Source organism: Ruegeria sp. SAZD013 (genome assembly GCF_059612525.1).
Genome location: NZ_JBXWQT010000035.1, coordinates 1 through 26160, shown reverse-complemented (window position 1 = coordinate 26160; position 26160 = coordinate 1). Strand labels below are relative to the sequence as shown.

Here is a 26160-nt window from a genome sequence, read left to right as displayed (position 1 = left end):
CAGCAACGGGCCAGCGTTAACGCCGCCCTTCCCGCAGCCAACCGCCTAGCAGGAACCCCCCAGCCAGCAGCAAGACAAGCCAGGGTGGCAGCAACCCGGCCTGCGTGACATCCCGCGTTTCATACGCGTTGCGTGGGGTCAGACCGATCCAGCCCCGACCGGCGGCGGGGCGTCCTGCGCGCACGTTGCGGATCGATGGCAGCCCATCTTCCAATCGGATCACACCGCCCCGCAACCCGGCCAGCACCGGTTCGAGGACATCACCTGTCGCGATGGTACGCTCGAACTCTTTCGGTGCAGCAGGGCCAAGGCCGATCACAGCCATGTGGTCACCTTCCTGCAAGCGATAAAGGCCGATCTCAGGGCCGTAATACTGCGCTTCAAACCGACCCGGAGAAACCTCTTTCAAAGTAATCTCCAACGTCTCGCCATTCGGCAAGGTGACTGTTACAGGGCCGACCTCTGTCCCAAGCGTCTGACGAATGATGCGCATGGACTGACCGTTGGCCTCGGCCCACAACGCCTCTTCTTCAAGTTCCGGTTCTTTCATCATCCAATGGGCCAGCCTGCGCAACAGCTCCAGCTGCGGGCCACCTCCTTCGAAACCGCGACTCCAAAGCCAGGCGTGGTCGGACGCAAGCATCGCAACGCGCCCTTCGCCAACACGGTTCAGGACAAGCAGCGGACGATCCTCGACCCCGGTCATCAGCACGTCGCCCGAGCGGTGTTTCACGTCGATCTGACGCAACCACGCCCCCCAATCCTCGGACTCTCCAAGATTGGTCGTGACCGGGTGACGATGCCCCAGATCACTGACCATCGGCACATATCGTTCCTCGATCACCCGCGCGGTTGGCTGGGCCGGCAGAACTGGCGCCAAGGGAGAGCGGAAGATGCTGTCGGCACCGGCGAAATCGGGACCGGCGGCAACCAGGACCGCGCCGCCTTCGTTGATGTAGCTTGTGACATTGTCCAGATAGATCGCAGGCAGAATCCCGCGCCGCTTGTAGCGGTCAAAGATGATCAGGTCGAAATCGTTGATCTTTTCCAGAAACAACTCGCGAGTCGGAAAGGCGATCAGCGACAGCTCGTCAACGGGCACACCGTCCTGCTTTTCAGGCGGGCGCAGGATAGTGAAATGCACCAGATCAACAGAACTGTCAGATTTCAACAAGTTACGCCACGTGCGACCACCCGGATGCGGTTCACCCGAGACCAGCAGCACACGCAGGCGGTCCCTTACGCCGTTCATCTGGATCAGGGCCGTGTTGTTGCGATCAGTCAACTCGCCTTCAGCCTGAGGGACAGAAAACTGGATCACGTTGCGCCCACCATGGGGCAAAGTGACGGGCAGTTCGACATCGCGACCGATTGGAATGCTGAACTGCTCGGGCTCGCCCCCATCCACCGAAATTTCCAACGGCGCTGATGTTGCACCTGCAGGGGCTGCTCCGCTGTCCTCCACGCGCAGGGTCAACGTCACCGATTCACCAATGATGGCGAAAGCAGGGGCGTTTCGGACAATAAGCCTGCGATCCCAGTCGCTTTCCCGCCCCGTTTGCAGCAGGTGCATCGGTGCGGGCAGATCCAGGGCCTGATCGACATCATGCACAATCCCGTCGGACACCACGAGGATACCGGCGATGCGCGCGCGCGGCTCTTCCGCCAGGGCTTCGTTCAGGGCTGCCATGATCTGCGTGCCCTCATCGCCTTCACCATCGCCGACCCGGATGCGTCGCAGTTCTGTATTGTCGCGTGCCTCGATCTCGGCGGCCAGATCTTCTGCGGCCATTGCCGTTTGTACCACCCGGTCTGAAAGCGTCTGGCTGGCGCTTTCATCCTCGAACATCAGAACGATATCTGTCAGCGGTGCACGATCCTCGATCTGGTAGACCGGGCCGGACAGCGCAGTGATGATCACCAGCACCGCCAACCCACGCAAGGCCCATCCCGACAATCCGCGCCACAAGGCCAGCGCGACCCCGGCCACGGCAATCATACCCACGACAAGCAGTATCGCCCACGGGATCAGCGGATCAAAGATGACGGTTCCTGTCATTGTCCCAACCTGTCCAGAAGGGCGGGCACGTGAACCTGATCGGATTTGTAGTTCCCCGTCAGCACATGCATCACCAGATTGACACCAAAACGATTGGCCAACTCGCGTTGCCTTTCCCCGGCATAACCGCGCCCGACGGGCAACAGGGCCTGCCCGTTGCGATCCACCGCCCAAGCACCGGCCCAGTCATTGCCGCCAATGACCACTGGCGTCACATTGTCGTTCAGATTGCGGAAGGGCATCCCGTCGATCTGTTCTGCATCCAGCGGCGCGGCTTCGACCCAAACCTCGGTGCCTGAATATCGGCCCGGAAAATCCTGTAAAAGGTAGAACGTGCGTGTCAGAACATGATCGCGCGGAATCGGCTCTAATGAGGGTATATTCAGCGGCCCGGCCAGTTGTTGCAGTTTGCGGCCATTTGGGCTGGAGGCACCGAAACCTGCGATATCCGCATCACGCGTGTCAAACAGGATCATCCCTCCGGACCGCAGATAGGCGTTCAGCTTGACATAGGCCTCGGCCGAAGGTTGCGACTGGTTCGCTGAGATCGGCCAATAAAGCAACGGAAAGAACGCCAGTTCATCCCGTTCCAGATCAACGCCGATGGGGTCTGCCGGTTCAACCGATGTGCGATAGAGGAGGGTTTGACCAAGCCCCCGCAACCCGGCTTGCGCAATATCATCTACTTGCGCATCGCCAGTCAGGACATGCGCCAATACCAGTTCGTGGGTCGCAGCCAATGCAAACTCGGTGTCCTCAGGCGTTTGTGCGTGACCTTCGGGTACCAGAAGGAAACCGGCCAGCGCCAAGGCCGTCGTCCGGGCCAGACCCAACCTGCCCGACAAAGCAAGCGATGCAATAACATCGATCGTCAGCAAAATCAGCGCAAGGCTGAGCAACAGACCGCCGAGCGGCATTTCCGTGCTGACCTCCTGCCCTTTGATCGGCACATTTGCGGGCCAGACAACAGGACGCAGCTGAGTTTCTTCCGAGACGACGTTCAACGCCAGCTTCTGCTTGCCACTTTCATAAAGACCCGGGCGCAGTTCCGGCCCGATCTGGCCCGATATCAGCTCAACCCCGTCGACACCGGCCAGGGTTCCGGCATCTGACAATGTGCCAAACCCGTCCATGATCTGTACCGGCTCCCATGTTGTTCCCAGTAACTGAGCCTCTTGCCGTGACTTTGCGGCCGAGGCCACGGCCAGCCGATCCAGCATTTCAACGAACAGGCCCGACAGTGGCAGGCTGGACCATTCTGCATCGGCGGTCACATGGAACAACACCACCTGCCCCAATCCCAGCGCCTTACGTGTCACCAAAGGCGTGCCGTCAGACAGCGAGGCAATCACACGATCCGCCAAGTTAGGGTCTGGTTGCGCCATGACCTGAGTGGAAACGACCACGTCATCAGGGATGTCCAATCCATAGAAAGGCGAGGTTTCGGGGAATGGTGCCAGGGTCTTGGCCTCACCCCAGCTCATCGCGCCGCCGACAGATCGCCCACCGCTGCGCAGCCGCGCAGGCAGCAGGGTGTCTTCGGTGTCACGCCCAAGATCGCTGGCCGCCATACGCGGGCCGGCAAAGCGCAGCAGCAAACCGCCCTGTTCGACCCATTCAATCAGGTCCGCCTTTTCAGGTTCCGACATCTGGGCCACATCTGACAGAACAATGACATCCGGATTGGCGGGCAGAACCTCAGTCAGACCGCCATCGACGAAATCCGCCGTGGGGCTCAGGACCTGAGTCAGATAATGCAGGGGTGACAGCAGCTCCAGACCTTCGCGGTTCAAACTCCCGGCAATCAGCGCGACCTCACGGCGACGCAGGCTGTCATCGGTCAAGGTCACGGTCCCGGCGGACCTTTGGCCCTGGATTTCGAACCGCGTGATCCGGGCGCGGAGTTCGGATGGCAGCGCCAGATCGACCTGCGCCGATGAATCCCCGGCTTCAAGGGTCAGTTCCACAGAATGCAGCACTCGGGCGGTTCCCGCCGGGTCGCGCCCTTGTGCCAATACTGTCACACGTTCCTCGGGGCCGGGGCCTGCGCGCTGCACTGTCACTTTGATCAGCCCATCCTGATAAGCCGCTGGCAGGATCGCCATGGGCCGGGACGCCGCCTGATACACCACGACATCGCCACGAGCCTGCAAGCTGGAGACCAGCGCCGCATGATCCACATAATCCAGCCGGTCACTGAACCAATGGGTGTCAAACCCCCCATCAATCGAATTTAACGCCGCAATGGCCTGTGCGATCTGAGGTTCGGTCGGCTGCCATGGGTTGGGCATCAGTCCCGGCAAATGTCCCCGCCAAGCCTCGGCCCCCTGAAAAACGGGTGTTTCCGGTTCGGTCAGGCGCAGGATAGCCACCGTGCGCCCTGCGCGACCGGCCTCGGTCAGTTGCGCATCGATCTGATCCAGCGTGGCCGACCATCGGGTCGCGCCTGCCCAACTGGCGTCCAGCACCATCAGCAGCGGCCCGGACCCGATCTCATCCCGCGACGGGTTCAGAACCGGACCGGCCAGACCTATGATCACCGCCGCAGCTGCCAGCATCCGCAGCAGCAAGAGCCACCACGGCGTGCGGTCCGAAACGCTTTCGTCATCCTTCAGGCCCAGCAGCAGCGTCACCGCCGGGAACATCCGGCGGATCGGCGCGGGCGGCACCGCGCGCAGGATCAGCCACAGGATCGGCAGGGTCAGAAGACCCAGCAGCACCCATGGAGCGGTAAAGCCGATGCCTGCCAGAACCGTCATCGCGTTCCCCCGTCCAGCGCACGGTATATCCACAACAGTGCCGCTTGTGCGCTATCGCCCGTGTGATGCAGGCCCATTTGCCAGCCAGTCGCCCGGCAAAGTTGCGTCAGCGCATCCTTACGGTGGGCGAGGCGTTGCAGATAGCGGTCCCGCAGCTCTGCCGCCTTGAGCGTTTCGTGTCGGACGGACCCACCGACGCTTTCGAAAATCGTACGTCCACGATAGGGAAATGTCTCTTCTCCCGGATCAAGCACCTGAAGGATCACGCCGCGAACACCGCGGTCGGCAGCTTTGGTCAGGGCCAGTTCAACTTCATCCATTGGACCAAGAAAATCTGAAATGAACACGGCACGGGCATGCGGGATCATGGCGCGATGTTCGGGTGGCGCGTAATCCGATTGATCATCCTCGGACCAGGCTTGCGCCAGCCGGATGATCTGTGCATTGCCACGCCGGGGTGGCAAGGTCGTCCCTGTCAGGCCCACACGTTCACCGCCGCGGACCAGCAAGATGGACGTTGCAAGTCCCAATAGCCGGGCGCGATCCGCCTTGGTCGGCAACGATATGTCGGACGCAAACCGCATCGACGCCCCCTGATCGACCCAAAGCATTACCGATTGCGCGATCTGCCATTCGCGTTCCCGCACATATTGCTGATCTCCACGCGCCGAACGACGGTGGTCGATCATCCGGCGGCTGTCCCCGATCTGCGCAGGGCGGTATTGCCAAAAATCATCCCCCATGCCAGAGCGCCGCCGACCATGGTCTCCCAGCAGAACGGTGCCAGCCAGATGTTCGGCCCGCGCCAAAAGGGGCGGCAGCCGCGATGCCTCGGCCTCGGATCTTTCGCGAAGGGTCAGCGCGGCATTCACGCCGCCGCCTCGGTCCGGATCAACCCGACAGCGGTCGAGTCGATCAGGTCAGCCAGACTGTCACCGCGTGCCCGTGCCGCAAAGTTGAGAGCCATCCGGTGGCTAAGCACCGGGCGCGCCATATCCAGCACATCCTCGGCATTGGGTGCCAGACGCCCCTGCAACATCGCACGTGCCCGAACCGTCATCATCAGCGCCTGCGCAGCGCGTGGACCAGGACCCCACGCGACGGTTTCGGCAACCCGTTCGGATACGCCAGCTTCTTCCGGGCGGAAGGCCCGCACCAGATCAAGGATCAGCTCCACAACCGAGTCCCCGACCGGCATCCGACGCAACAGGACCTGCGCAGCCAGCAGTTCTTCCTTGCTGAAAATCTGGTACGCTTTGTCTTCTTCAACACCGGTCGTGGCCAGCAGAATATCCCGTTCGGTCTGGCGGTCGGGGTATTCTACATCGATCTGCACCAGAAACCGGTCCAGCTGCGCTTCGGGCAGGGGATAGGTGCCTTCCTGTTCGATCGGGTTTTGCGTGGCCAGAACATGGAATGGCACACCAAGGGAACGGTCCTCACCGGCTACTGTCACCGTACGCTCCTGCATCGCTTGCAGCAGCGCGGATTGCGTTCGCGGGCTTGCCCGGTTGATCTCGTCCGCCATCAGCAGCTGACAGAAGATCGGGCCGGGAATGAAACGGAAATGGCGGCTTCCATCGTCGGCCGTATCCAACACCTCGGACCCGAGAATGTCAGCGGGCATCAGGTCGGGCGTAAACTGAATGCGATTGCCATGCAGGCCCATCACGGTCGACAGTGTCTCGACCAACCGTGTCTTACCCAAGCCCGGCAGACCGATCAGAAGCGCGTGACCACCGCACAAAAGCGCAGCCAGAGTCAGGTCCACGACCCTTTCCTGCCCGATGAAGCGGCGGGTGATCGAGGCCTTGGCCTCTTGCAGCTTGTTTTCCAGCGCTTCGATCTCGGCTACGAGGTCGGCAGGTTCGTTCATGACTTTCCCTTCCGTGGACGAATATGATTGAAGTGTATCGCGCTGAGAGGAAATGGCAAAAGCAATGAGCGGACAAAAACCTGTGAAACCCTCGCCCGACGGATTAGCCGCATCGGTAAAAGCCGCCAAAACCCGGGGTTTACCGCCCGTTCACCTGTGGAATCCCCCGTTTTGTGGCGATCTGGACATCCGTGTCGCAAAAGATGGTACATGGAGTTATTTAGGCTCGCCCATCAATCGGTTCGAGCTTGTGAAGCTTTTTTCCTCAATTCTTAAGAAAGAAGACAGGAAATACTATCTGGTCACGCCGGTTGAAAAGGTGGGAATCACTGTCGAAGACGCGCCGTTTATCGCCGTGGATTTCGAGCAAACCGGCGAAGGTCAGACGCAGAACCTGACCTTTCGCACACAAGTGGACGACGTCGCTGTTGCAGGGCCCGCGCATCCGATCCGGATTGTTATCGATCCTGAGACAGAAGAACCGTCACCCTACATACTGATCCGCACGAACCTCGAAGCGCGCATAGATCGCAAAAGCTTCTATCGCCTCGTCGAGATTGGTAGCCACCATGAGGGCTGGTTTGGTGTCTGGTCAGGCGGGCAGTTCTTCCCGCTGATCCCTTCAGCCGATCTTGGTTGACCGCGGTGCGCGGTCCTGAGCCAGCACGACGGCCAAAGCGACAACGCCCGCGCCCAGCGCACGGGTCCAGTTCCAGTCCTCCCCCAGCATCAGCATGATCAGCATCACGTAAAACGGGGCAATATTGATGTGAAACGAAGCCAGCGCCACGCCCAGCTTTCCCACAGCCGAGATGAACAACACCTGGCTGAGCCCCAGTGATATCAAGGCATAGATCCCAAGCATCCCCCATTGCTGTCCATCAATGGCCGCGGTTGGCAGCACATCCATGCCCAGCTGGGTCGCTCCAAAACTCAGCACCGCGGCCATGAGCAACCCACCGACGAAGGTAATCGTACAGCGCCCGATCTGACTAAGCTCCGGGAAGTCGCGCGCGGTGGCCATGCTACCCCAACAAAACAGGCCCGTTGCAAGGATCGCTAGAACCGCACCCAGCCCCAGCTGTTCGGGCGCGGCGGTGCTGGTTGCAATCAATCCACCCAGAACCGACACCAGAACACCCAACGCAAAGGTCCATTTCAGCCTTCGAGTTCCTGCCATCAGTTCCAGTACTGTTGCAAGCAAGGGCGCACAGGATGCAATGATCGCGACCGTCACCGGATCCGTCATTTTCTGCGCGACGATCAGCAAAAACATGGCAAAGCCAAAACCAAAGCCGCCGACAACCATCGCCCGACCCCATCTGGCGCGTAACACTCTGCTTGGACCGTCCAGCAGAATCCAGACCGGAATCAGAACGGCAACCGCCAGCACCAGACGCGCGGTCAGCAATGCAACAGGGGGCCAGGTTTGCAGCAGAACTTCGGCCGCCGGGAAACCCGCTGCCCAGGTAATCATGGAGGCAACCGCCAACCCATTCCCTGACAACGCAGAGTTTTGACCGCCGGGCAGAGCGGTAGTTGCCCCGCGTACGGGTTCCGGGCTCATCGCCATTGGATTCGAACCTTTTGTTAAGGCGGCGCCCGTAATGACGCGCCGCGCTGAGCGGACCCTTGCTGATTCGGTGCAGGCGATCTGGTCGATTTTCGACAATCTGTCGTTTTCGATCCCTTCCCCGAAAATCATCTCTTGGTTATGGTCGGATAACCACAACCGCTGACCGCCTATGCCCAGATTTGCCGCCAACCTTTCGCTTCTGTTTACCGAAATGCCTTACCTGGAGCGGTTTCAGGCGGCGGCAGATGCCGGGTTCACCGCGGTCGAGGTTTTGTTTCCCTACGACATCGCCGCGACGGAAACCCGCCGCGCCTTGCTTGCCAGCGGGTTGGAGCTTGTGCTGATCAACGCGCCACCGCCCAACTACACCGGCGGTGCGCCGGGTTACGCCGCGATCCCCGACGGTCAATCGCGGTTCCAGTCGGATATCCGCCGTGTCCTGCGATATGCCGGGGTGCTGCGCCCCGGCCTGATCCACGTCATGTCCGGATACGCCACCGGAACGGATGCATTGAATTGTTTTGTGCAAAACCTGCAATGGGCCGCCGATTTCGCCCCCCAGCAAAAATTCACCATCGAACCGCTCAACCCGGTTTCACAGCCCGGATATTTTTTGAACGACTACGATCTGGCAGCAGATGTGCTCAACCAGGTGGATCGCCCGAATGTCGGCCTGCAATTTGACAGCTTTCACGCTCATATGATTCATGGCGACGCGCTGGCTGTCTGGGACCGCTTTCATCCGCAGGTGGTCCATGCCCAAGTTGGCGCAGCCCCGGATCGCACGGAACCGGGTCGTGGACCAACGGATTTCAAGGCCTTGTTCTCGACCATGGACGCGGTAGGTTATAGCGGCTGGGTCAGCGCGGAATACACACCCACAACACAACGCACCTGCGACACACTTGACTGGATGCGGGACTGACACTGGTAATTTTCATTCAAATACCGCACATCAGCGGCATTGTGACCATTAGGATGCCTGCCATGATACCAGCCCGCTATGCCCGTGCCGTTTTCAGCCTGATCATGTCCGGCCTCATGTCCTTGATTGTAACAGGGATCGCGACGGTCAAAGCGATTGGGTTTAACCCTGGAACAGTTGGCGACTGGATGGCGTCCTGGGCTTTTTGCTGGCCTATCGCCTTCACCGTAATCCTGCTGTTTGGCCCGTCTGTGCAACGAATGGTGAACCGCATGGTCAGGCCGCAGGGCTGACCCGATGCATGCACAGCCCGCCGAGACCTGATGAACAACGCCGCTAGTGCGCCTCGGCCCAGTTCGCCCCCTTCCCGGCATCCACGACCAGCTTCACATCCAGCTTGACCGCAGGGTCCGAGGCGCCCTCCATCACGTCACGGGCCACGTCGATCACCTGATCCACCGCATCTTCGGCCACCTCGAACAACAACTCGTCGTGAACCTGCAACAGCATCCTGGCAGGCAATCCGGCGATCGCGTCCGGCATTCGCACCATCGCGCGCCGGATCACATCCGCCGCAGTACCTTGAATTGGTGCATTGATCGCCGCGCGGCGCGAGAACCCGGCATGTGGCCCCTTGGCATTGATCTCGGGCGTGTGGATCTTGCGCCCGAACAGGGTTTGCACATAGCCGTGCTCTTTCGCGAATTCGACTGTGTCGTCCATATAGCTGCGAATGCCTGGGAAACGTTCGAAATAACGATCAATAAAGCCCTGCGCCTCGGCCCGTGGAATACGCAGGTTCCGGGCCAGTCCAAAACCCGAAATGCCGTAGATCACACCGAAGTTGATTGCCTTTGCCTGACGGCGGATATCAGGCGTCATCTCACCCAACGGCACATCAAACATTTCGGACGCAGTCATGGCGTGAATATCCAGCCCGTCCGAAAACGCCTGTTTCAGAGCCGAAATATCAGCGATATGGGCCAGAATCCGCAACTCGATCTGGCTGTAGTCGAGGCTGACCATCACATTGCCCGGCTCGGCGATGAATGCCTCACGAATACGCCGCCCTTCTTCTGTCCGCACCGGAATGTTTTGCAGGTTCGGATCGGTCGAGGCCAGACGCCCCGTGTTCGCTCCGGTGATCGAATAAGACGTATGCACCCGGCCTGTGTCGGGGTTGATATGGGTCTGTAGCGCGTCGGTATAGGTCGATTTCAGCTTGCTCAGCTGCCGCCAGTCCAGAACACGGCGCGGCAACTCGTGTTCGGTTGCGAGGTCTTCCAGAATATCTGCCCCGGTCGAGTATTTCCCGGTCTTGCCTTTCTTCCCGCCTTCCAGACCCATCTTGTCGAACAGGATTTCGCCCAACTGAGCGGGTGATCCGACATTAAAGCTTCCCCCGGCCAACTCGTGAATTTCAGCCTCTAACCCGGCCATTTTCTGGGCAAATGCGTTGGACATCCGGCTCAGGACATCTCGGTCGACCTTGATGCCATGCATCTCCATCTCGGCCAGCACCGGCACAAGCGGCCGTTCCAGCGTCTCATAGACCGTTGTCACCTGCGCCCGATGCAATTGCGGTTTGAACAGCTGCCACAAACGCAGGGTGATGTCCGCATCTTCGGCGGCATAGGCCGTGGCCTCGTCAATCGCGACCTTGTCGAAGGTGATTGCCGACTTCCCCGACCCCAGCAGCGGTTTGATCGGGATCGGTGTGTGGATCAGATAACGTTCGGACAGAGTGTCCATCCCATGCCCATGCTCACCGCCATGCATGGCGTAGGACATCAGCATCGTATCGTCGAGGGGTGCCACGTCGATGCCATGCCGCCTGAAGATCTTGGCATCATACTTCATGTTCTGCCCGATCTTGAGGACCGACGGATCCTCGAGCATCGGTTTCAAAAGCCTCAGGGCTTCTTCCAATGGCATCTGCCCCTCGGCCAAAGCATCCGACCCAAACAGATCATCCGCTGATCCATCGCGGTGGGTCAACGGGATGTAACAGGCTTCTCCGGCCTCGACACACAGCGAAATACCCACCAGACCGGCAATCATCTCGTTCAGGCCCGTGGTCTCTGTGTCTACAGCAACCCAACCACGCTCATAGGCCTGGTCAATCCACTTTTGCAGGGCCGCTGCATCACGCACGCATTCGTATTTCGAACTGTCAAACGGGATCACCTCGGCCTCGACCTCTTCCACCGCTGGCGCAGGGGCGTCGGCAATCACCGGAGCCTCAACCCCCAGCTTGTCAGCGATACGCTTGGTGAGGGTGCGGAACTCCATCTCGGCCAGAAACGCCAACAGCGTGTCAGCATCGGGGTCCCTCACCTCAAGGTCATCCAAGGTGAAATCCAGCGGAGTATTCTCATCCAGTTGAACCAGTTTCTTCGAAAGCTCGATCTGGTCTCGCATTTCGATCAGGGTCTGGCGGCGTTTGGGCTGCTTGATCTCATCTGCCCGGTCCAGCAGGGTTTCCAGGTCGCCGAATTCATTGATCAGCAAGGCCGCCGTCTTGACCCCGATCCCCGGCGCGCCAGGAACATTGTCGACGCTATCACCAGCCAACGCCTGAACATCGACCACACGTTCCGGTCCGACCCCGAACTTCTCGACCACGCCATCCCGGTCAATGCGTTTGTTCTTCATCGCATCCAGCATTTCGACGCCGTCACCGACCAACTGCATCAAGTCCTTGTCGGAACTCACGATGGTCACGCGGCCACCGGCATCCCGTGCCTGAACAGCAAGGGTCGCGATGATGTCGTCAGCCTCATAGCCCTCCATCTCCTTGCAGGCGATGTTGAACGCTTTCGTCGCCTCACGGGTCAGTGGCATCTGTGGGCGCAGGTCCTCGGGCATCGCCTCGCGGTTGGCTTTGTAGAGGTCGTAAAGATCGTTCCGGAAGGTATGGGAGCCCTTATCAAAGATCACCGCCACATGGGTCGGCGCATCTGGCCCCGTATTTCCCTCGACATATTTCTGCAGCATGTTGCAAAAGCCCGAAACAGCCCCAATTGGCAACCCATCCGACTTGCGGGTCAGTGGCGGCAGCGCATGATAGGCCCGGAAAATAAAGGCCGATCCATCGATCAGATGCAGGTGACACCCTTTTCCGAAATTCGTGGTCATTTCGCGCCCTCTCTGATCACTTGCGAAAACACTAATGCCACGGGCGCAACGATAGAGCCACCCGCACCACGGCCGTAATCTTCATCTTTTCATAAATACTCAATGCCCGCACCGGGCAACACGGGCTCAGGCGTCAGTCTGATGCCCGGCCAGAACATATTTGCAGTCGCAATAGGGGCACTCGACCCAGCCCGCGTCTTCGGGGATCTGCAGCCACACGCGCGGATGACCCAACGCACCTTCGCCGCCATCACAGGCAACACGGGCGGTTTCGACGATCTTGGTTTCCGGCGCTTCGATGGTCACGGCTGGCGATCCTTCTTCGGTTGTCGGCCTCGCGGGCATGTATTAGGTGCGTTTATGAGCGATGATCAAACCGGGGGCAAGTGCCACATGTATGACGCGGCAATCAGGATCGAAGGGCTGCGCAAAACCTATCGCGGTGGCAAGGGTCAGCCCGAGAAACATGCGCTGAATGGCATTGACCTGACCGTCCCGCGCGGCTCGGTTTTTGGTCTGCTGGGTCCGAACGGTGCAGGAAAATCGACCCTGATCAACATCCTGGCTGGTCTGGTGGTGAAATCGGCGGGCCGCGTAGCGATCTGGGGCTTCGATCAGGATCAGAATCCACGCCAGTCACGATCGGCCATTGGTGTGATGCCGCAAGAGCTGAACCTCGACCCGTTTTTCACCCCGCGCGGCGCGCTTGAGGTTCAGGCTGGTCTCTATGGTGTTCCGAAATCCGAACGGCGCAGTGATCGGATTCTGGAACTGGTCGGTCTCAGCGACAAGGCCGAGGCCTATGCCCGCACTCTCTCGGGTGGAATGCGGCGGCGGTTACTGTTGGCCAAGGCACTGGTGCATCACCCGAAAATCCTTGTGCTTGATGAGCCGACAGCAGGTGTGGACATCGAACTGCGCCAGATGCTCTGGGCCAATGTTCGCAAGCTGAACGAACAGGGCATGACCATCATCCTGACCACCCACTACCTGGAAGAAGCGCAGGAGATGTGCGACGAGATCGCCATTATCAACCACGGTGAAAAGGTCGCGCAGGACAGCACCGCCAACCTTTTGGGCCGCATGGATAGCCGCACTATGGTGATTGTGCCCGACAGCCCGATCATTGATCTGCCTGCGTCGGAAGGCGTCGAGGCAGCTCTCCGCGATGATGGCAGCCTTGTCCTGCAATACCGCAACATCCAGACCAGCGCCGAGCAGGTTCTGGAATCGGTGCGCGCCGCGAATATCCGCATCCGCGACGTCCGCACCGAAGAGGCCGATCTTGAGGATGTATTCCTTGCCCTGACCTCGTCCCGTACCGAGGATCATCCGGCGGATGATCAGGATCAGCCACGCCGGGGCATCCACCGGGTCAAGCTTTAGGCGCGGTCTATTCGCGCCTGATAGCAGTTATTCCGCGCAGACCGCACGTGAATATAGGCGACGTCGGATCGGGAAAAGATTTCCCTGACTTTTGCGCCGATCTGGTCCGTCGGCGTGACCGCCCCGGTGCCATAGACGATCCTGTCATCCGCACCGTAGCCCTTGATCAGATAGTCGGGCGAGTTGGTCAGAATTTCGGGCAGCGCGTCTTCCTCGTACCGTTCACACGGTGTTGCACACAGAAAGATCGGGCCGGTTTCCGCATAGGGATGTGTCTCTGAAAAGGGCCGATGCGCCAATATCAGCATCTCATCGCCCTCTGGAATATGTCGCAGGCAGTGGCGGCACGGGTTACCTGTACCCGTCGACACAGCGCGCTCCGGCGTTGAACCATATGCATCCGGGCCACCCGCCTGAAGAGCGCGTACATCGTTTGTGGGCAAAGCGGTGATTTTGAACATCTCGGATCTCCTTTTTTGCTGACCATGCCCGTGTGACCGGACCCAATCGACCCGTTTCCTGCGCAAAGGACTCGAAAAAGAACAAAACGTGAATATAATATGGAATCGCCATGTATGCCGAGCTGTCGATCACGTCGAATTTTACCTTCCTCACCGGGGCCTCGCACCCCGAGGAGTATATGGAGCGTGCCGTCACCCTGGGTCTGCCTGCCATTGCGATTGCCGATGACAACTCGGTCGCCGGGATCGTCCGCGCCCATACTCAAGCACGCGAGATCACCCGCAAGGTCCGCGAACGGCTGGCGTGGGAGGCGCAGAACACATCCATCGGTCCACCCTGCCCCGATCACATCCCCAAGCCGCCCTCCTATCCCATCCACGCGGTTCCCCGCCTGATCCCGGCGGCGCGGCTGATCTTCACCGATGCGCCCACTGTCACCGCCTTACCCCTGAACCGACAGGGCTGGGCCAACCTGTGCCGCATCCTGTCCAGGGGTCGCCTGCGCGCCGAGAAAGGCGATTGCATCCTGCACCTGTCTGACCTGCTCGAATTTTCCGATGGCCTCCACCTGCTGCTGTGGCCACAGACAGCGGGCTCTCCAGGCGGCGCGGGCGCGTGGCGGACACAGGCGCAGCAGCTGACGCGCCGCTTTGCCGGGCGGATGCATCTGTTGATGCACCCTCGGTATGATGGCGCCGATGGTTCGTATTTCTCTTTATTAGAGATTGAGGCAAAACAGCTTGGCATCCTCACGCTCGCCAGCGCGACACCGCTGATGCACCACGGCACCCGCCGCAAACTGGGCGATGTGCTGACCGCCATCCGCCTGCGCCGCAAAGTGGACGCATTGGGCCGGGACGCTTTGGCCAATGGTGAACAGCGCCTGCGCTCCGAGGCCGAGATGCTACGCATCTTCAAGGGTCATGAAGGTGCCGTTGCCCGCGCCCATGTGCTCAGCGAAGAGTTGAAGTTCTCGCTGGGTGAGCTGCGTTATGAATACCCCAGCGAGGGCAGCGAACAGGAAACCCCGACCCAGCGCCTGCACCGTCTGGCGCATGAGGGGCTGAAATGGCGCTATCCCGCCGGGGCGTCCGAAAAGGCGAAAAAAATGCTGGTGCATGAGCTGACGCTGATCGGCAAGCTGAAATACGAACCCTACTTCCTGACCGTCCGCGATATCGTCCATTTCGCCCGTTCGCGCAGCATCCTGTGCCAGGGGCGCGGGTCAGCGGCCAATTCGGTCGTCTGCTTTTGCCTCGGCATCACCGAGGTCAGCCCCGAGATGGGCACCATGGTGTTTGAACGCTTCGTCTCCGAGGCGCGCGATGAACCGCCAGACATAGACGTCGATTTCGAACATGAACGCCGCGAAGAGGTGATCCAGCACATCTATGACCGCTATGGCCGCGAACGCGCAGGCCTTTGCGCCACTGTCGTGCATTATCGCGGCAAACGCGCAATCCGCGAGGTTGGCCGCGCCATGGGCCTGACCGAAGACACGATCTCGGCACTTTCCTCACAGCTTTGGGGGTTTTTCTCGGCCTCGGGGCTTGAGGCACAACGGATGCGCGAAATTGGCCTCGACCCCGAAGATCGGCGCCTGAAACAGACTTTAATGCTGGTTTATGAGATCGACGGCTTTCCTCGCCACCTCTCGCAGCATGTCGGCGGGTTCATCATCACCGAGGGTCGGCTGGATGAGCTTGTCCCCATCGAAAACGCCACGATGGAGGGCCGCACTGTCATCTGCTGGGACAAGGACGATATCGACAGTCTTGGCATCCTCAAGGTCGATGTCCTCAGCCTCGGGATGCTCACCTGCATCCGCAAGGCGTTTGACCTGATCGGCCAGCATCACCAGACCAGCTACACCCTTGCCACCCTGCCGCCCGAGGATCCGGTGGTCTATGACATGCTCTGCAAGGCGGACAGCATCGGCGTGTTTCAGGTGGAATCACGTGCACAGATGAACTTCCTACCGCGAATGCGGCCGCGTAATTTCTATGATCTGGTGATCGAGGTTGCCATCATCCGCCCCGGCCCTATTCAGGGCGACATGGTCCACCCCTATATCCGCCGCCGTAATGGCGAGGAGGAGGTCTGCTTCCCCTCGGACGCGCTGGGCGAGGTATTGGGCAAAACGCTGGGTGTGCCGTTGTTTCAGGAACAGGCGATGCAGATCGCCATTGTCGGCGCGGGCTTCACCCCGGAACAGGCCGATCGGCTGCGGCGGTCGCTGGCAACCTTCAAGAAACATGGCAATGTCAGCGAATTCCGCGCGCTCTTTTTGCGCGGGATGAAACGCAACGGGTATGAACAGGATTTCGCGGAACGTTGCTTTTCCCAGATCGAAGGCTTCGGCTCGTACGGTTTCCCGGAAAGCCACGCGGCCAGTTTTGCGCTGCTGGTCTATGCCTCTGCCTGGATCAAATGCCACCATCCGGGCATCTTCGCCTGCGCCCTGCTGAACTCGCAGCCGATGGGGTTCTACGCGCCGGCCCAGATTGTGCGGGATGCGCGCGAACATGGGGTGCAGGTGCGCCCGGTCTGCATCAATGCCAGCTTTTGGGACAATGTGATGGAGCCTGATGGCCATGGCGGTCTGGCGCTGCGGCTGGGCTTTCGCCAGATCAAGGGCCTGAGCGAGGAAGACGCCAGCTGGCTGACCGCCGCACGCGGCAATGGCTACACCCAGGTCGACGATGTCTGGCGCCGCGCAGGCCTTGGGCCGTCGGTGATCGAACGGCTGGCCGAGGCTGATGCCTTCGCCGCCTGCGACCTGACCCGGCGCGAGGCGCTCTGGCAGGCCAAGGCAATTGCCACCGCCAAACCTCTGCCACTGTTCTCGCAGGACTTGGAGGGCGAGGCGCTGGATGAACCCAAGGCTTACCTGCCACAGATGACGCTGGGCGAGCAGGTGGTCGAAGATTACGTCGCCACCCGCCTCAGCCTGCGGGCGCACCCGGTGGCCCTGCTGCGGCATCTGCTGACGCCGGATGGGCGCGACAAAACCACCTCTGTTCCGTAACGCCGGAACACCCTATCTGCCGAAAACAGAGTCGAAATTCAGGCTGTCATGACCAGACCCATCCTTCCCCCGCGCTTTCCCGCGACGCCCGAGCAAATCAACGCGCAAGTTCGCGCCTTTTATGCCCGTGTCCGGCAAGACGCGGTACTTGGGCCCGTATTCGCAAACCACGTCACCGACTGGCCCGCGCATGAGGACAAGATCGCCGCCTTCTGGCGCAATGCCATCCTGTATGAGCGCTGCTATGACGGTAATCCGCAACGGGTCCATATCGAACGGCCCGATGTGAAACCGGAGTTCTTTGCCCATTGGCTGGATCTGTTCGAAGAGGTCGCCACCCGGACCCTGCCCGCGGAAACGGCCACCCCATGGGTCGTCTTGGCCCGCCGCATCGGTGTCGGCATGAAGGCAGGTGTTCAATCCGCACGACAGCCCAAAGATGCGCCGCCGATCCTGCGATGATCCCAGATCATGGTAGTTTTGACATGTTAGCGGTAAAATAAGGGCTATTCGTGCCCTCAGAATAGGGTTAAGCAGCAATAAAGACAGCCAGGAACCCTGCCTGCGCTGCCACGATGTATCGTCACCACACCAACATAGGCCGAGGCCGGATCGATGAGCGCTCAAAACAACACCCTTGGGGGGCTTGGCTATGCATTTCTGGGATTTGCCGTCTTTGCCAGCCACGATGCGCTGATCAAGGTGCTGGGCGGCACCTATTCAGTGATGCAGATCATCTTTTTTGCCACGCTGTTTTCTTTCGTTCCAATGGCGGTCACGATCCTGACCGACCGAACGACGGGGAACTTTCTGCCGCATCACCCATGGCTGGTATTGCTGCGCTCGGGCCTGATGGTTACGGCCATGTCCTGCGCATTTTACGCGTTTTCGGTTCTGCCACTGGCCGAGGTCTATTCCCTGCTGTTTTCATTCCCGCTGATCGTCACGGTGCTGTCAATCCCGATTTTGGGGGAAGTGGTCCGCGCCCAGCGCTGGGCTGCGGTTGGCGTCGGCCTGATTGGCGTCCTGATCGTTCTGCGCCCCGGTGCAACGGATATCACATTGGGCCATATGGCCGCCCTGATGGCCGCCTTCTGCAGCGCCTTCGCCTCGGTTCTGGTGCGCAAGATCGGGAATGAGGAACGCTCGGCCGTGCTGATCCTCTATCCGATGCTATTGGCCATCGTTGTGATGAGCCTTGCCCAACCGGCTGTATATCAGCCGCCTTCCCTGCTGCATCTGGCGATGATGGCGCTGGTCGGGGTGTTCTCGGTCATCGCGCAACACCTGATCATTCTGGCCTACCGCGCCGCGCCCGCCGGTGTCGTCGCCCCCAGCCAGTACAGCCAGATCATCTGGGCAACGCTGTTTGGCATGATCTTCTTCGACGAGCGCCCTGACATCTGGGTCGCCGTCGGGGCCAGCATCATCATCGCGTCCGGCGTCTATGTTGTGTGGCGAGAAAGCCGGGCCAACACCACCTCGGCCAATACCCCGGTTCTGCGGGTTCGTTCACCCCGGGCAGACACAGGGGCAACACGACCTGGAAAGTAGGTTCAACAAAAACGGCGCACCGATCAGCGCGCCGTTTTCGAGAACTTTGGTGTTTACCCTTAGTAGATAACCACCGACCGGATGCTTTCGCCCTTATGCATCAGGTCGAAGCCGTGGTTGATGTCGTCCAGACCCATGGTGTGGGTGATCATCGGGTCGATCTCGATCTTGCCCTCCATGTACCAGTCGACGATCTTGGGCACGTCCGTGCGCCCACGCGCACCACCAAATGCGGTACCGCGCCACGACCGGCCGGTGACCAGCTGGAATGGCCGGGTCGAAATTTCGGCCCCTGCAGGTGCCACGCCAATGATGATCGACTCACCCCAGCCCTTATGCGCCGATTCAAGTGCTGCACGCATCACGCCGACATTGCCTGTGGCGTCAAACGTATAATCCGCACCGCCCTTGGTCAGGTTGACGAGATACGGCACCAGATCGCCTTCAACCTCTGACGGGTTCACGAAGTCGGTCATGCCGAACCTGGTGGCCATTTCCACCTTGGAGGGATTCAGGTCGACGCCAACGATCTGGTCTGCTCCGGCCAGACGCAGGCCCTGAATGACGTTCAGGCCGATACCGCCCAGACCAAACACGATTGCACGGCTGCCGATTTCCACCTTGGCCGTGTTGATGACCGCGCCGATACCGGTTGTGACACCACAGCCGATATAGCAGATCTTGTCGAACGGCGCATCCTCGCGCACCTTGGCCAGCGCGATTTCAGGCAGAACCGTGTGGTTCGAGAAGGTCGAGCAGCCCATGTAATGCAGGATCGGATCGCCATCCAAGGTCGAGAAACGAGAGGTGCCATCGGGCATCAGACCCTTGCCCTGGGTTTCCCGGATCGCCTGACACAGGTTGGTCTTGGGGTGCAGACAGTATTCACACTCGCGACATTCCGGCGTGTAAAGCGGGATCACATGATCGCCCGGCTTCAGGCTGGTCACTCCTGGGCCGACCTCGACCACCACGCCTGCGCCTTCATGGCCCAGAATGGCCGGAAACAAGCCTTCGGGGTCGGCACCCGACAGGGTGAATTCGTCGGTATGACAGATGCCGGTGGCCTTGATCTCGACCAGAACCTCGCCCGCCTTGGGGCCTTCGAGGTTTACATCCATCACTTCCAAAGGTTTGCCTGCCTGAATGGCGACGGCGGCACGGGTACGCATGGTACTTATCTCCCTGTCACTTTTGCCCCGACCCTGCGTCAATTGCAGGGTGTTTTCAACCGTGCTTTCATGGCAGATTGGCTAATTAATTGATATTGCAGAAACGACATTGCCAGAATGAGGAACGCCAATGCACCGATTTTTCCCGATCCTGATCTTTCTGGCGGCCTGCGCTGAGACTCCGCCTGCGCCCGAAGACGCTTTGCTGCCGCCGGAACCTGCCCCGGTCGATCTGGCCTTTTGTCAGGGCGAAGATTTTTCGGATACCGTTGGCCAGCCGGTTTCAACCATTCAGGCAAACCTGCCCGCGCGGTCGCGCGTGCTGGGGCCGGATGACATCGCCACGCAGGATTACCGCATCGACCGGCTAAACGTATACGTGAATGGTGACGGGATCATCCAGCGGCTGACCTGCGGATAAGGGCGGACTCGACTCAGGCATCGATTCTAACTTAAGAACAAAGTAAGAACATTATGATGCTTGAAAATGCCCAAACGCCGAATACTTTCGCTATGGTTCCCCCGTCTGGGGGCTGAACGGCTGATCCGCGCTGCGCGGGGGCTGCATACCGGACCTTTGGCCATCGTGGCCGAGCAGTCGAACATGCAGGTTATTACCTCAGTGAATGCCGATGCGCAGGCTGCCGGGCTGCGCGTAGGCCAGCCGGTGCGGGATGCTCATGCCATGTGTGCCAACCTGATCACGCGCCACCGTAACGCCCCAGCCGAAGCCGCGTTCCTGGCCGCATTGCGTCGCTGGGCGGGAAAGTTCAGCCCATGGGTGGCCGAAGAGGCCCCGGACGGGCTGATCGTCGATCTGTCAGGTTGCGCCCATCTGTTTGGCGGAGAGGAGGCGTTGCTGAACGTTCTTGAAACCGACTGTGCGGATATGGGCCTCAGCGTACAGATGGGCATCGCCGACACGCTGGGCGCAGCCTGGGCTTTGGCGCGCTATGCGGGGCAAGCGGCCACATCCGACCGCAATGGCGACGCCATCAGTCAGGAGGCCCGTGCCACCCGCGCCCGGGCGGGCAAACGGCGGCACTGGACCAAAGGCGGCACTGCGCCGCAAGTGAGGGCCCTGGGTGGAGGCGCGCGGGTCGCACCGGCGGGGCAATCTTATGGCGCACTCAGCCCCCTGCCCATCGCCGCGCTGCGGTTGGAAGATCAGGTTGTCGTGCAGCTGAACCGTCTGGGCCTGCGCCGCATCGGCGATCTGCTGGGCCAACCCCGCGCCAGCCTTGCGCGGAGGTTTGGGCGCGGGCTGGTTCTGCGGTTGGATCAGGCCATGGGCAGCGCGCCCGAGCCTGTCTCACCCGCCCGCCCGCCGCATCACTTCGCGGTGCGGATGACCCTGCCCAACCCGATTGGTCTGGTTGAGGATGTCATGGCTGCGGTTGATCGGGTTCTGCCAACGCTTTGCACCAAGCTGGAAGAAAAGGGGCGCGGTGCCCGCACCCTGCGGCTGGAGGCTCACCGTGCCGATCAGGCGGCTGAGGTTATCGAGGTCGGTCTGGCCCGCCCAACTTACGATAAACACCGCATTCGCCCTTTGTTAGAGATGAAAATCGACAAGATCGACGCAGGCTACGGCATCGACATGCTGCGGCTTGAGGCGGTGCAGACGGAACCCATCCACGCCCGTACCGTGGCCGGCCATGCCGAAGCCCGCCGTGTGGCCCGCAACCGGCTGGCGGGCAATACCGCCGTGGATGACCTGATCGGCAAGCTGGGCGCGCGGGTGGGGCTTGAGGCGATCACCCGGCGCCATCCGGCGGCCTCGCACATCCCTGAGAAAACGGCGCAAACGCTGGCGGCGGCATGGTCGGAACCTGCGCGCGACTGGCCTGTGCCGCCACGCCCGCGCCCCCTGCTGATGTGGCAGCCTGAGCCGGTAATGGCCCCGGAAACCCCCGACGTGCCCAGCGCCTTTCGCTGGCGCGGACGTAACTGGCAGCTGGCGCAGGCCACCGGCCCGGAACGGATCGCACCGGAATGGTGGCTGGATGACCCGAACTGGCGCAGCGGCGTGCGGGACTACTGGGTTGTGGTGACACAGCAGGGCGAGCGGTTGTGGCTGTTTTACGGCCATGGCGGAACCGTGTCTGCAGGCTGGTTCTGTCACGGGCAGTTTGGTTAGGGTCTATTTCCCTCAGTAAATCTACAGATCCGGCGAGCGGCATTGCCGTTTGTAAACAGCCAATCCCGTCCAGACCTTGCCATCAGAAGAAAATGAACTCGTCCACCGGTATCTGCACCAACCTTCTGGTTGCGCCCGCCATGTTTACACTTGGCCCGTCCGGCGTTGCAGCGTCCTGACGGCCTCCGTCTTCAATTTTCAAACGGGCGCGCTCAATCTCGCCCCACAAGAAAAAAAGACCGTCCCGTTTGCCTACAAGACCGGCAGGTATCGTGGTCCGCAAAACACGAGTTTTTGCCTGTGACATCTGCTCTCTTACTGCCTCCGGTGTTTTCCACCTTTTACAGAAAATCTACCGGTTATTTCGGGAAAAGCCAAATTTTTATGGGCAGAACCCAATTTTCAACCCTCCGTTGACGGGCGTGTTCGCAGCTCTCTCTGAAGAGCGTTGTCTTGACTGAGAATTTGCAGATACCGCCGATTGCCACTCCTTCGGTTGACGGCGGGTTTCCCCGCCTTGTCGACAGTGGTCCCTGCTTTGATAACCTCTAGGCTATGGAACGCTCCGGATCATGCAGCCGACTGCTCTGACACGATCTCTCCGAACCGCGTAAAAAACTTTGCCGACAACTTCTTGGCGGTTCCCGCAATCAACCGACTGCCGAGCTGAGCAATCTTGCCACCAACATCAACCTTCGCCGTGTATTTCAGCACGGTTTCGTCCCCTTCTTCGGTCAACGATACGTCTGCGCCGCCCTTGGCAAATCCAGCCGCCCCGCCCTTGCCTTCACCCATCAAGGAAAACCCATTTGGTGCATTGGCCGTGTCCAATGTGACCTCACCTGCAAAGCGCGCTTTGACCGGGCCTATTTTCAGAACAACTTTCGCCTCAAGCTCGGTTGGTGATTTCTGCGTCAGTTCCTCACATCCCGGGATGCATTCCATCAATATGTCGGGATCGTTAAGCGCGCGGTAAACGACGTCCCGTGGCGCTGCGATACGGATTTCATCAGTCAGTTCCATTCAGGTCTTTCCTTTGTTCAACAACATCTTCGGAATACGCACGTTGCAACCTTGGCTATCCTTTGTTCCAGCCACGCAGGCCACATGCGGTAAAGGCGTTCAAGCAAGCTTTTCATCATGCGACACCTTTGCTGCCTTTTCACCGTTCCGCCACATCACGATCTCAGCCAAAATCGACAGGGCGATCTCATGCGGGTCTATGGCATATAAGTCCAAGCCCGCCGGAGATTTCAGGCGCTCAACCTTCAAAGGGTCCAATCCCTGGGCGATAAGCTTTGCAGTCAGGGCAGCTGCCTTGCGGCGACTGGCCACCATCGACACGCGTGCCGCATCGGTTTCCAATGCAGCCTTCAAGGCGGACGCATCGCTGCGCCCCTGCGCAGCCACCACGACATAGTCCCGCGGCTCCACGCCCAACACATCGACCTGTTCCAAGGCGAACCGCACATGGTTTCCAGCAATATCAAGCCCATCCTCGACAACCGTACGAAACCCCGCCAAAGATCCATGCGCCGCCAGAGCTTTGGCAATCAACCCCTCGCCGAAAATCACCAGCCGGGGCGCGTGTTGATAGGGCTCGACCAATAGATCAACGGTACCGCCGGACGGGCACCCACTTCTGAATGTTTGTACACCATCGGGATCCGTCATGTTCACCACCTTTTCCGAAGGTTTGACACGGATTATCTGCGGCATTCCGGACGCCCAAGCCTGTTGCGCCGCTGCCCGGACCGCGCGTTGCACACAAGCCCCACCAAGATGACCCAGAATTTCACCCGCCTGGGTAACCGCCGCCTTCCCCCCAGCTTTGGCCGAGGTCGCATCCGCCGTGCGCAAAACCGTCGCCACACAAAAGGCCTCTCCGGTTCCGCGCAGCTGATCGATGGTGTCAAAAATGTCGAAATTCGCCAAGGTCAGACTCCTTTCACAGCTTTTGGAACTGCAGCTCAAGCGCCGCCAATGCATCCAGCGTATTGGCCGGTAAATGCGCATCCAGATAGGGTTCAGCCGCCTGCATCGCTGCCGCAATTGGTTGATAGTCCTTCCAGCCCTTCAAGGGGTTCAGCCAGACGATACGGCGTGCCTTGCGCCTGATACGCGCAAGCATATCCCCCAGAGCCTGCGGATCAGAACTGCAATATCCGTCCGACAGGATCAGAACGACAGTACGCCCGTTCAGTGCCCGCGCGCCGTATCCCGACAGAAATCGCTCAAGACTGCCGGAAATATCGGTGCCGCCGCCGAAGCCTTCGGCCATCAGCGACAACCGACCCGCGGCCCGGAGAGTATCATGGTCGCGTAACGCATCTGTAACCCGCATCAATCGCGTGTGAAACAAATACGCATCTGCTTTGATCCCGCTGCCGATCAACCCTTTCAGGAAAGCCAGAAACACACGTGAGTACACGGTCATCGAGCCGCTCACGTCGCACAATGCCACAATCTGCATCGGGCGCGGCGGCCGCGCTCGGCGATACAGGTCCAGCGGCTCACCGCCTCGCGCCAGACTGGCGCGCTGTATTCGGCGCATGTCCAGAACAGCCCCGCGCAACGCCCGTTTCCGGCGGCGCGATCGCCTGTCCCGAAAAGCCCGCGCCAAGGCCAGCGCGGCTGTTTCAGCCTGCTTTAGGGCCTCGTCGTCCATTAACTCTCGCAAATCCCGGCGTGACAGGTTGGCCGTTCGCGTGGCGATCAACTTGCCGTCCACCCCTTCGGCTTCCCCTTCACCGCAGTCAGGCATAGTGGCCTCTTGTGCCGACCCGGATCGTGGTTCGTCTTCAGCTTGAGTTCTGGTCTGCCAGATCATTGGCTTGGCGGACTGCACCCGCACATGCTTGTTTTTCGCTTTTCCCGAACGCTGCGCACCAGCGTTGAACCAATAAGCATCGTACAGTTCATCAAACCTGCGCCAATCGTCCGCGTCTCCGGTCAAGACCGCGCACATGGCTTGCCGGGCTTGATTGGCATCCGTTGCATCCACTTCGGATAGGGCGGCAAGCGCGTCCCCCGCATACAAGGCGCCCAATTGCATGCCATTCATGCGCAAATGCGCTATGAAACCCGACATGCGGTCAGCAAGCCCCAAGGCCCGGGCGGGAAAGCGCGTGGCCTGCATCACGCGACCTTTCCGATCAGGCGATCCATCACTTCGGGCGGTGCCGCATTGTAATCTGCGGCAGTTTTCAGCAAACACACTAGCGTCGCCTGCACGTCTTCGCGGGATTTGGCCAGATCATTGACACCCAACCCGGACAGGGCCGCTGCCCAATCCAGCATCTCGGCGATGCCCGGTTTCTTCTCAAGGTCTTCCTGACGCAGCGCCTGCACAACCCCAATGATCTGACGCGCTAGAATCCCCTCAATTTCAGGCAGTCGTGCCCGCAGGATCGCCAATTCGGTCTCTCTCGAAGGATAGTCAAGAAAGCTGTACAAACATCTTCTGCGCAGCGCATCCGACAAATCCCGCGTCCCGTTGGCCGTCAGAATGACGACAGGCCGAACTTGTGCCTGCACAGTTCCCAGCTCGGGTATCGTGATCTGAAAGTCTGACAGGATTTCCAGAAGGTAGGCTTCAAACTCCTCATCCGCCCGATCAATCTCATCAATCAACAGAACCGGAGGTTTTGTTTCCGAGATAGCCTCTAACAAAGGCCTTTTCAGCAAATATTCATCCGAAAACAGCTGCGCCTCCGCGACGCCACCCTGCGCTTCGCTCGCCCGGATCGCCAATAGCTGTCTTTGATAATTCCATTCATAGATGGCATGGCTGGCATCCAGACCTTCGTAGCACTGCAGACGTATCAATCGCGTATCGCGCCAGGTTGCCACCGCTTTCGCAACTTCGGTTTTCCCCACACCCGCCGGCCCCTCCAGCAACAACGGGCGCCCAAGTTGTTGCGCGAGATGCAACGCCATGGCCACCCGATCATCGGCAACATAGCCCTGCGCAACCAACCCGTTCTGCACATCTTTCAAGGTCAAAACCAGGATCCTATCTTCATCTGGCCCCAAATATCCCGGGGGAGGTTCGGAGGGGGCAGAGCCCCCTCCGTCGGGGGGGG

23 protein-coding genes are annotated in these 26160 nt (G+C 60.0%); 9 read left to right on the top strand and 14 right to left on the bottom strand.

Annotated features, from left to right (window positions below):
• Positions 1 to 16: 16 nt before the first annotated feature.
• From AC2FLU_RS17115 to AC2FLU_RS17100, 4 genes are read right to left on the bottom strand one after another with little or no spacing between them, the layout of a single operon-like run.
• Positions 17 to 2059, bottom strand: coding sequence for a hypothetical protein (locus tag AC2FLU_RS17115; RefSeq protein ID WP_496808117.1), 2043 nt, complete (start codon positions 2057 to 2059; stop codon positions 17 to 19).
• On the bottom strand, positions 2056 to 4818 hold the full coding sequence (locus AC2FLU_RS17110; protein WP_480519562.1) for a DUF4159 domain-containing protein: 2763 nt from the start codon (positions 4816 to 4818) through the stop codon (positions 2056 to 2058). The genes AC2FLU_RS17115 and AC2FLU_RS17110 overlap by 4 nt, the downstream gene beginning before the upstream one ends.
• Complete coding sequence (locus AC2FLU_RS17105) at positions 4815 to 5690, bottom strand: DUF58 domain-containing protein (RefSeq protein WP_480623209.1); 876 nt, start codon at positions 5688 to 5690, stop codon at positions 4815 to 4817. The genes AC2FLU_RS17110 and AC2FLU_RS17105 overlap by 4 nt, the downstream gene beginning before the upstream one ends.
• On the bottom strand, positions 5687 to 6694 hold the full coding sequence (locus AC2FLU_RS17100) for an AAA family ATPase (RefSeq protein ID WP_480519558.1): 1008 nt from the start codon (positions 6692 to 6694) through the stop codon (positions 5687 to 5689). The genes AC2FLU_RS17105 and AC2FLU_RS17100 overlap by 4 nt, the downstream gene beginning before the upstream one ends.
• A 64-nt stretch (positions 6695 to 6758) precedes the next feature.
• On the opposite strand from AC2FLU_RS17100, the gene AC2FLU_RS17095 reads away from it, so the two are divergent.
• The gene (locus AC2FLU_RS17095) at positions 6759 to 7334 is read left to right on the top strand and encodes a DUF1285 domain-containing protein (RefSeq protein ID WP_480625104.1); all 576 of its coding nucleotides are present in this window, start codon (positions 6759 to 6761) and stop codon (positions 7332 to 7334) included.
• Here the strand turns inward: AC2FLU_RS17095 and AC2FLU_RS17090 are convergent.
• Positions 7317 to 8171 (bottom strand): DMT family transporter, encoded by an 855-nt coding sequence (locus AC2FLU_RS17090; RefSeq protein ID WP_480625105.1) that lies wholly within the window; start codon positions 8169 to 8171, stop codon positions 7317 to 7319. The two genes, AC2FLU_RS17095 and AC2FLU_RS17090, sit on opposite strands and share 18 nt — an antisense overlap.
• A gap of 268 nt (positions 8172 to 8439) precedes the next feature.
• Here AC2FLU_RS17090 and AC2FLU_RS17085 point away from each other — a divergent pair, with 268 nt between their 5' ends.
• Both AC2FLU_RS17085 and AC2FLU_RS17080 read left to right on the top strand, forming a co-directional pair.
• A complete protein-coding gene (locus AC2FLU_RS17085) occupies positions 8440 to 9195 on the top strand; it encodes a hydroxypyruvate isomerase family protein (RefSeq protein ID WP_496808115.1) in 756 nt (251 codons plus the stop codon).
• 62 nt (positions 9196 to 9257) lie between these two features.
• A complete protein-coding gene (locus tag AC2FLU_RS17080) occupies positions 9258 to 9488 on the top strand; it encodes a DUF2798 domain-containing protein (protein ID WP_480474477.1) in 231 nt (76 codons plus the stop codon).
• A gap of 43 nt (positions 9489 to 9531) precedes the next feature.
• On the opposite strand, the gene polA is transcribed toward AC2FLU_RS17080, so the two are convergent.
• Positions 9532 to 12333 (bottom strand): DNA polymerase I, encoded by a 2802-nt coding sequence (gene polA, locus AC2FLU_RS17075; protein WP_496808114.1) that lies wholly within the window; start codon positions 12331 to 12333, stop codon positions 9532 to 9534.
• Between the two features lie 126 nt (positions 12334 to 12459).
• Positions 12460 to 12639: a zinc-finger domain-containing protein gene (locus AC2FLU_RS17070; RefSeq protein WP_267364399.1), complete on the bottom strand. Its 180-nt coding sequence runs from the start codon at positions 12637 to 12639 to the stop codon at positions 12460 to 12462.
• Positions 12640 to 12726: 87 nt separating this feature from the next.
• Here AC2FLU_RS17070 and AC2FLU_RS17065 point away from each other — a divergent pair, with 87 nt between their 5' ends.
• Positions 12727 to 13719: an ABC transporter ATP-binding protein gene (locus AC2FLU_RS17065; protein WP_480555160.1), complete on the top strand. Its 993-nt coding sequence runs from the start codon at positions 12727 to 12729 to the stop codon at positions 13717 to 13719.
• On the opposite strand, the gene AC2FLU_RS17060 is transcribed toward AC2FLU_RS17065, so the two are convergent.
• Complete coding sequence (locus AC2FLU_RS17060; protein ID WP_480519548.1) at positions 13716 to 14180, bottom strand: DUF1203 domain-containing protein; 465 nt, start codon at positions 14178 to 14180, stop codon at positions 13716 to 13718. The two genes, AC2FLU_RS17065 and AC2FLU_RS17060, sit on opposite strands and share 4 nt — an antisense overlap.
• A gap of 110 nt (positions 14181 to 14290) precedes the next feature.
• Between AC2FLU_RS17060 and AC2FLU_RS17055 the strand changes: the two genes are divergently transcribed.
• The 3 genes from AC2FLU_RS17055 (at position 14291) to AC2FLU_RS17045 (ending at position 18763) form a co-directional block, all read left to right on the top strand.
• Positions 14291 to 17209 (top strand): error-prone DNA polymerase, encoded by a 2919-nt coding sequence (locus AC2FLU_RS17055; protein WP_496714607.1) that lies wholly within the window; start codon positions 14291 to 14293, stop codon positions 17207 to 17209.
• Positions 17210 to 17257: 48 nt separating this feature from the next.
• Positions 17258 to 17671: a group III truncated hemoglobin gene (locus AC2FLU_RS17050; protein WP_480519544.1), complete on the top strand. Its 414-nt coding sequence runs from the start codon at positions 17258 to 17260 to the stop codon at positions 17669 to 17671.
• A gap of 153 nt (positions 17672 to 17824) precedes the next feature.
• Entirely contained in the window at positions 17825 to 18763 is a 939-nt protein-coding gene (locus AC2FLU_RS17045; RefSeq protein WP_480555150.1) for a DMT family transporter, read from the top strand.
• 59 nt (positions 18764 to 18822) lie between these two features.
• Here AC2FLU_RS17045 and AC2FLU_RS17040 read toward each other — a convergent pair whose 3' ends face one another.
• On the bottom strand, positions 18823 to 19935 hold the full coding sequence (locus tag AC2FLU_RS17040) for an S-(hydroxymethyl)glutathione dehydrogenase/class III alcohol dehydrogenase (protein WP_267364409.1): 1113 nt from the start codon (positions 19933 to 19935) through the stop codon (positions 18823 to 18825).
• Between the two features lie 130 nt (positions 19936 to 20065).
• Here AC2FLU_RS17040 and AC2FLU_RS17035 point away from each other — a divergent pair, with 130 nt between their 5' ends.
• Entirely contained in the window at positions 20066 to 20356 is a 291-nt protein-coding gene (locus AC2FLU_RS17035) for an I78 family peptidase inhibitor (protein ID WP_480474470.1), read from the top strand.
• A gap of 66 nt (positions 20357 to 20422) precedes the next feature.
• A complete protein-coding gene (locus AC2FLU_RS17030) occupies positions 20423 to 22075 on the top strand; it encodes a DUF6504 family protein (protein ID WP_496808113.1) in 1653 nt (550 codons plus the stop codon).
• Positions 22076 to 22157: 82 nt separating this feature from the next.
• On the opposite strand, the gene AC2FLU_RS17025 is transcribed toward AC2FLU_RS17030, so the two are convergent.
• The 5 genes from AC2FLU_RS17025 to AC2FLU_RS17005 form a co-directional block, all read right to left on the bottom strand.
• The gene (locus AC2FLU_RS17025; protein WP_480519534.1) at positions 22158 to 22382 is read right to left on the bottom strand and encodes a hypothetical protein; all 225 of its coding nucleotides are present in this window, start codon (positions 22380 to 22382) and stop codon (positions 22158 to 22160) included.
• A gap of 263 nt (positions 22383 to 22645) precedes the next feature.
• Positions 22646 to 23098 carry an SRPBCC family protein gene (locus AC2FLU_RS17020; protein ID WP_480474467.1) on the bottom strand — a complete coding sequence of 151 codons (453 nt, stop codon included), beginning with the start codon at positions 23096 to 23098 and terminating at the stop codon, positions 22646 to 22648.
• A gap of 99 nt (positions 23099 to 23197) precedes the next feature.
• The gene (locus AC2FLU_RS17015) at positions 23198 to 24010 is read right to left on the bottom strand and encodes an XdhC family protein (RefSeq protein WP_496714606.1); all 813 of its coding nucleotides are present in this window, start codon (positions 24008 to 24010) and stop codon (positions 23198 to 23200) included.
• A gap of 13 nt (positions 24011 to 24023) precedes the next feature.
• Positions 24024 to 25214, bottom strand: coding sequence for a vWA domain-containing protein (locus AC2FLU_RS17010; protein WP_496714661.1), 1191 nt, complete (start codon positions 25212 to 25214; stop codon positions 24024 to 24026).
• The gene (locus AC2FLU_RS17005; RefSeq protein WP_496808112.1) at positions 25214 to 26080 is read right to left on the bottom strand and encodes an AAA family ATPase; all 867 of its coding nucleotides are present in this window, start codon (positions 26078 to 26080) and stop codon (positions 25214 to 25216) included. Before AC2FLU_RS17005 ends, AC2FLU_RS17010 begins: the two co-directional genes overlap by 1 nt.
• Positions 26081 to 26160 lie beyond the last annotated feature (80 nt).

Excerpts from the sequence above, each read along its gene's own strand:
- AC2FLU_RS17115 (WP_496808117.1), bottom strand. The coding sequence starts at position 2,059 with ATGACAGGAACCGTCATCTTTGATCCGCTGATCCCGTGGGCGATACTG.
- AC2FLU_RS17110 (WP_480519562.1), bottom strand. The coding sequence starts at position 4,818 with ATGACGGTTCTGGCAGGCATCGGCTTTACCGCTCCATGGGTGCTGCTG.
- AC2FLU_RS17100 (WP_480519558.1), bottom strand. The coding sequence starts at position 6,694 with ATGAACGAACCTGCCGACCTCGTAGCCGAGATCGAAGCGCTGGAAAAC.
- AC2FLU_RS17095 (WP_480625104.1), top strand. The coding sequence starts at position 6,759 with ATGAGCGGACAAAAACCTGTGAAACCCTCGCCCGACGGATTAGCCGCA.
- AC2FLU_RS17090 (WP_480625105.1), bottom strand. The coding sequence starts at position 8,171 with ATGATTACCTGGGCAGCGGGTTTCCCGGCGGCCGAAGTTCTGCTGCAA.
- AC2FLU_RS17085 (WP_496808115.1), top strand. The coding sequence starts at position 8,440 with ATGCCCAGATTTGCCGCCAACCTTTCGCTTCTGTTTACCGAAATGCCT.
- AC2FLU_RS17080 (WP_480474477.1), top strand. The coding sequence starts at position 9,258 with ATGATACCAGCCCGCTATGCCCGTGCCGTTTTCAGCCTGATCATGTCC.
- polA (WP_496808114.1), bottom strand. The coding sequence starts at position 12,333 with ATGACCACGAATTTCGGAAAAGGGTGTCACCTGCATCTGATCGATGGA.
- AC2FLU_RS17065 (WP_480555160.1), top strand. The coding sequence starts at position 12,727 with ATGTATGACGCGGCAATCAGGATCGAAGGGCTGCGCAAAACCTATCGC.
- AC2FLU_RS17060 (WP_480519548.1), bottom strand. The coding sequence starts at position 14,180 with ATGTTCAAAATCACCGCTTTGCCCACAAACGATGTACGCGCTCTTCAG.
- AC2FLU_RS17055 (WP_496714607.1), top strand. The coding sequence starts at position 14,291 with ATGTATGCCGAGCTGTCGATCACGTCGAATTTTACCTTCCTCACCGGG.
- AC2FLU_RS17050 (WP_480519544.1), top strand. The coding sequence starts at position 17,258 with ATGACCAGACCCATCCTTCCCCCGCGCTTTCCCGCGACGCCCGAGCAA.
- AC2FLU_RS17045 (WP_480555150.1), top strand. The coding sequence starts at position 17,825 with ATGAGCGCTCAAAACAACACCCTTGGGGGGCTTGGCTATGCATTTCTG.
- AC2FLU_RS17040 (WP_267364409.1), bottom strand. The coding sequence starts at position 19,935 with ATGCGTACCCGTGCCGCCGTCGCCATTCAGGCAGGCAAACCTTTGGAA.
- AC2FLU_RS17035 (WP_480474470.1), top strand. The coding sequence starts at position 20,066 with ATGCACCGATTTTTCCCGATCCTGATCTTTCTGGCGGCCTGCGCTGAG.
- AC2FLU_RS17030 (WP_496808113.1), top strand. The coding sequence starts at position 20,423 with ATGCCCAAACGCCGAATACTTTCGCTATGGTTCCCCCGTCTGGGGGCT.
- AC2FLU_RS17025 (WP_480519534.1), bottom strand. The coding sequence starts at position 22,382 with ATGTCACAGGCAAAAACTCGTGTTTTGCGGACCACGATACCTGCCGGT.
- AC2FLU_RS17020 (WP_480474467.1), bottom strand. The coding sequence starts at position 23,098 with ATGGAACTGACTGATGAAATCCGTATCGCAGCGCCACGGGACGTCGTT.
- AC2FLU_RS17010 (WP_496714661.1), bottom strand. The coding sequence starts at position 25,214 with ATGCAGGCCACGCGCTTTCCCGCCCGGGCCTTGGGGCTTGCTGACCGC.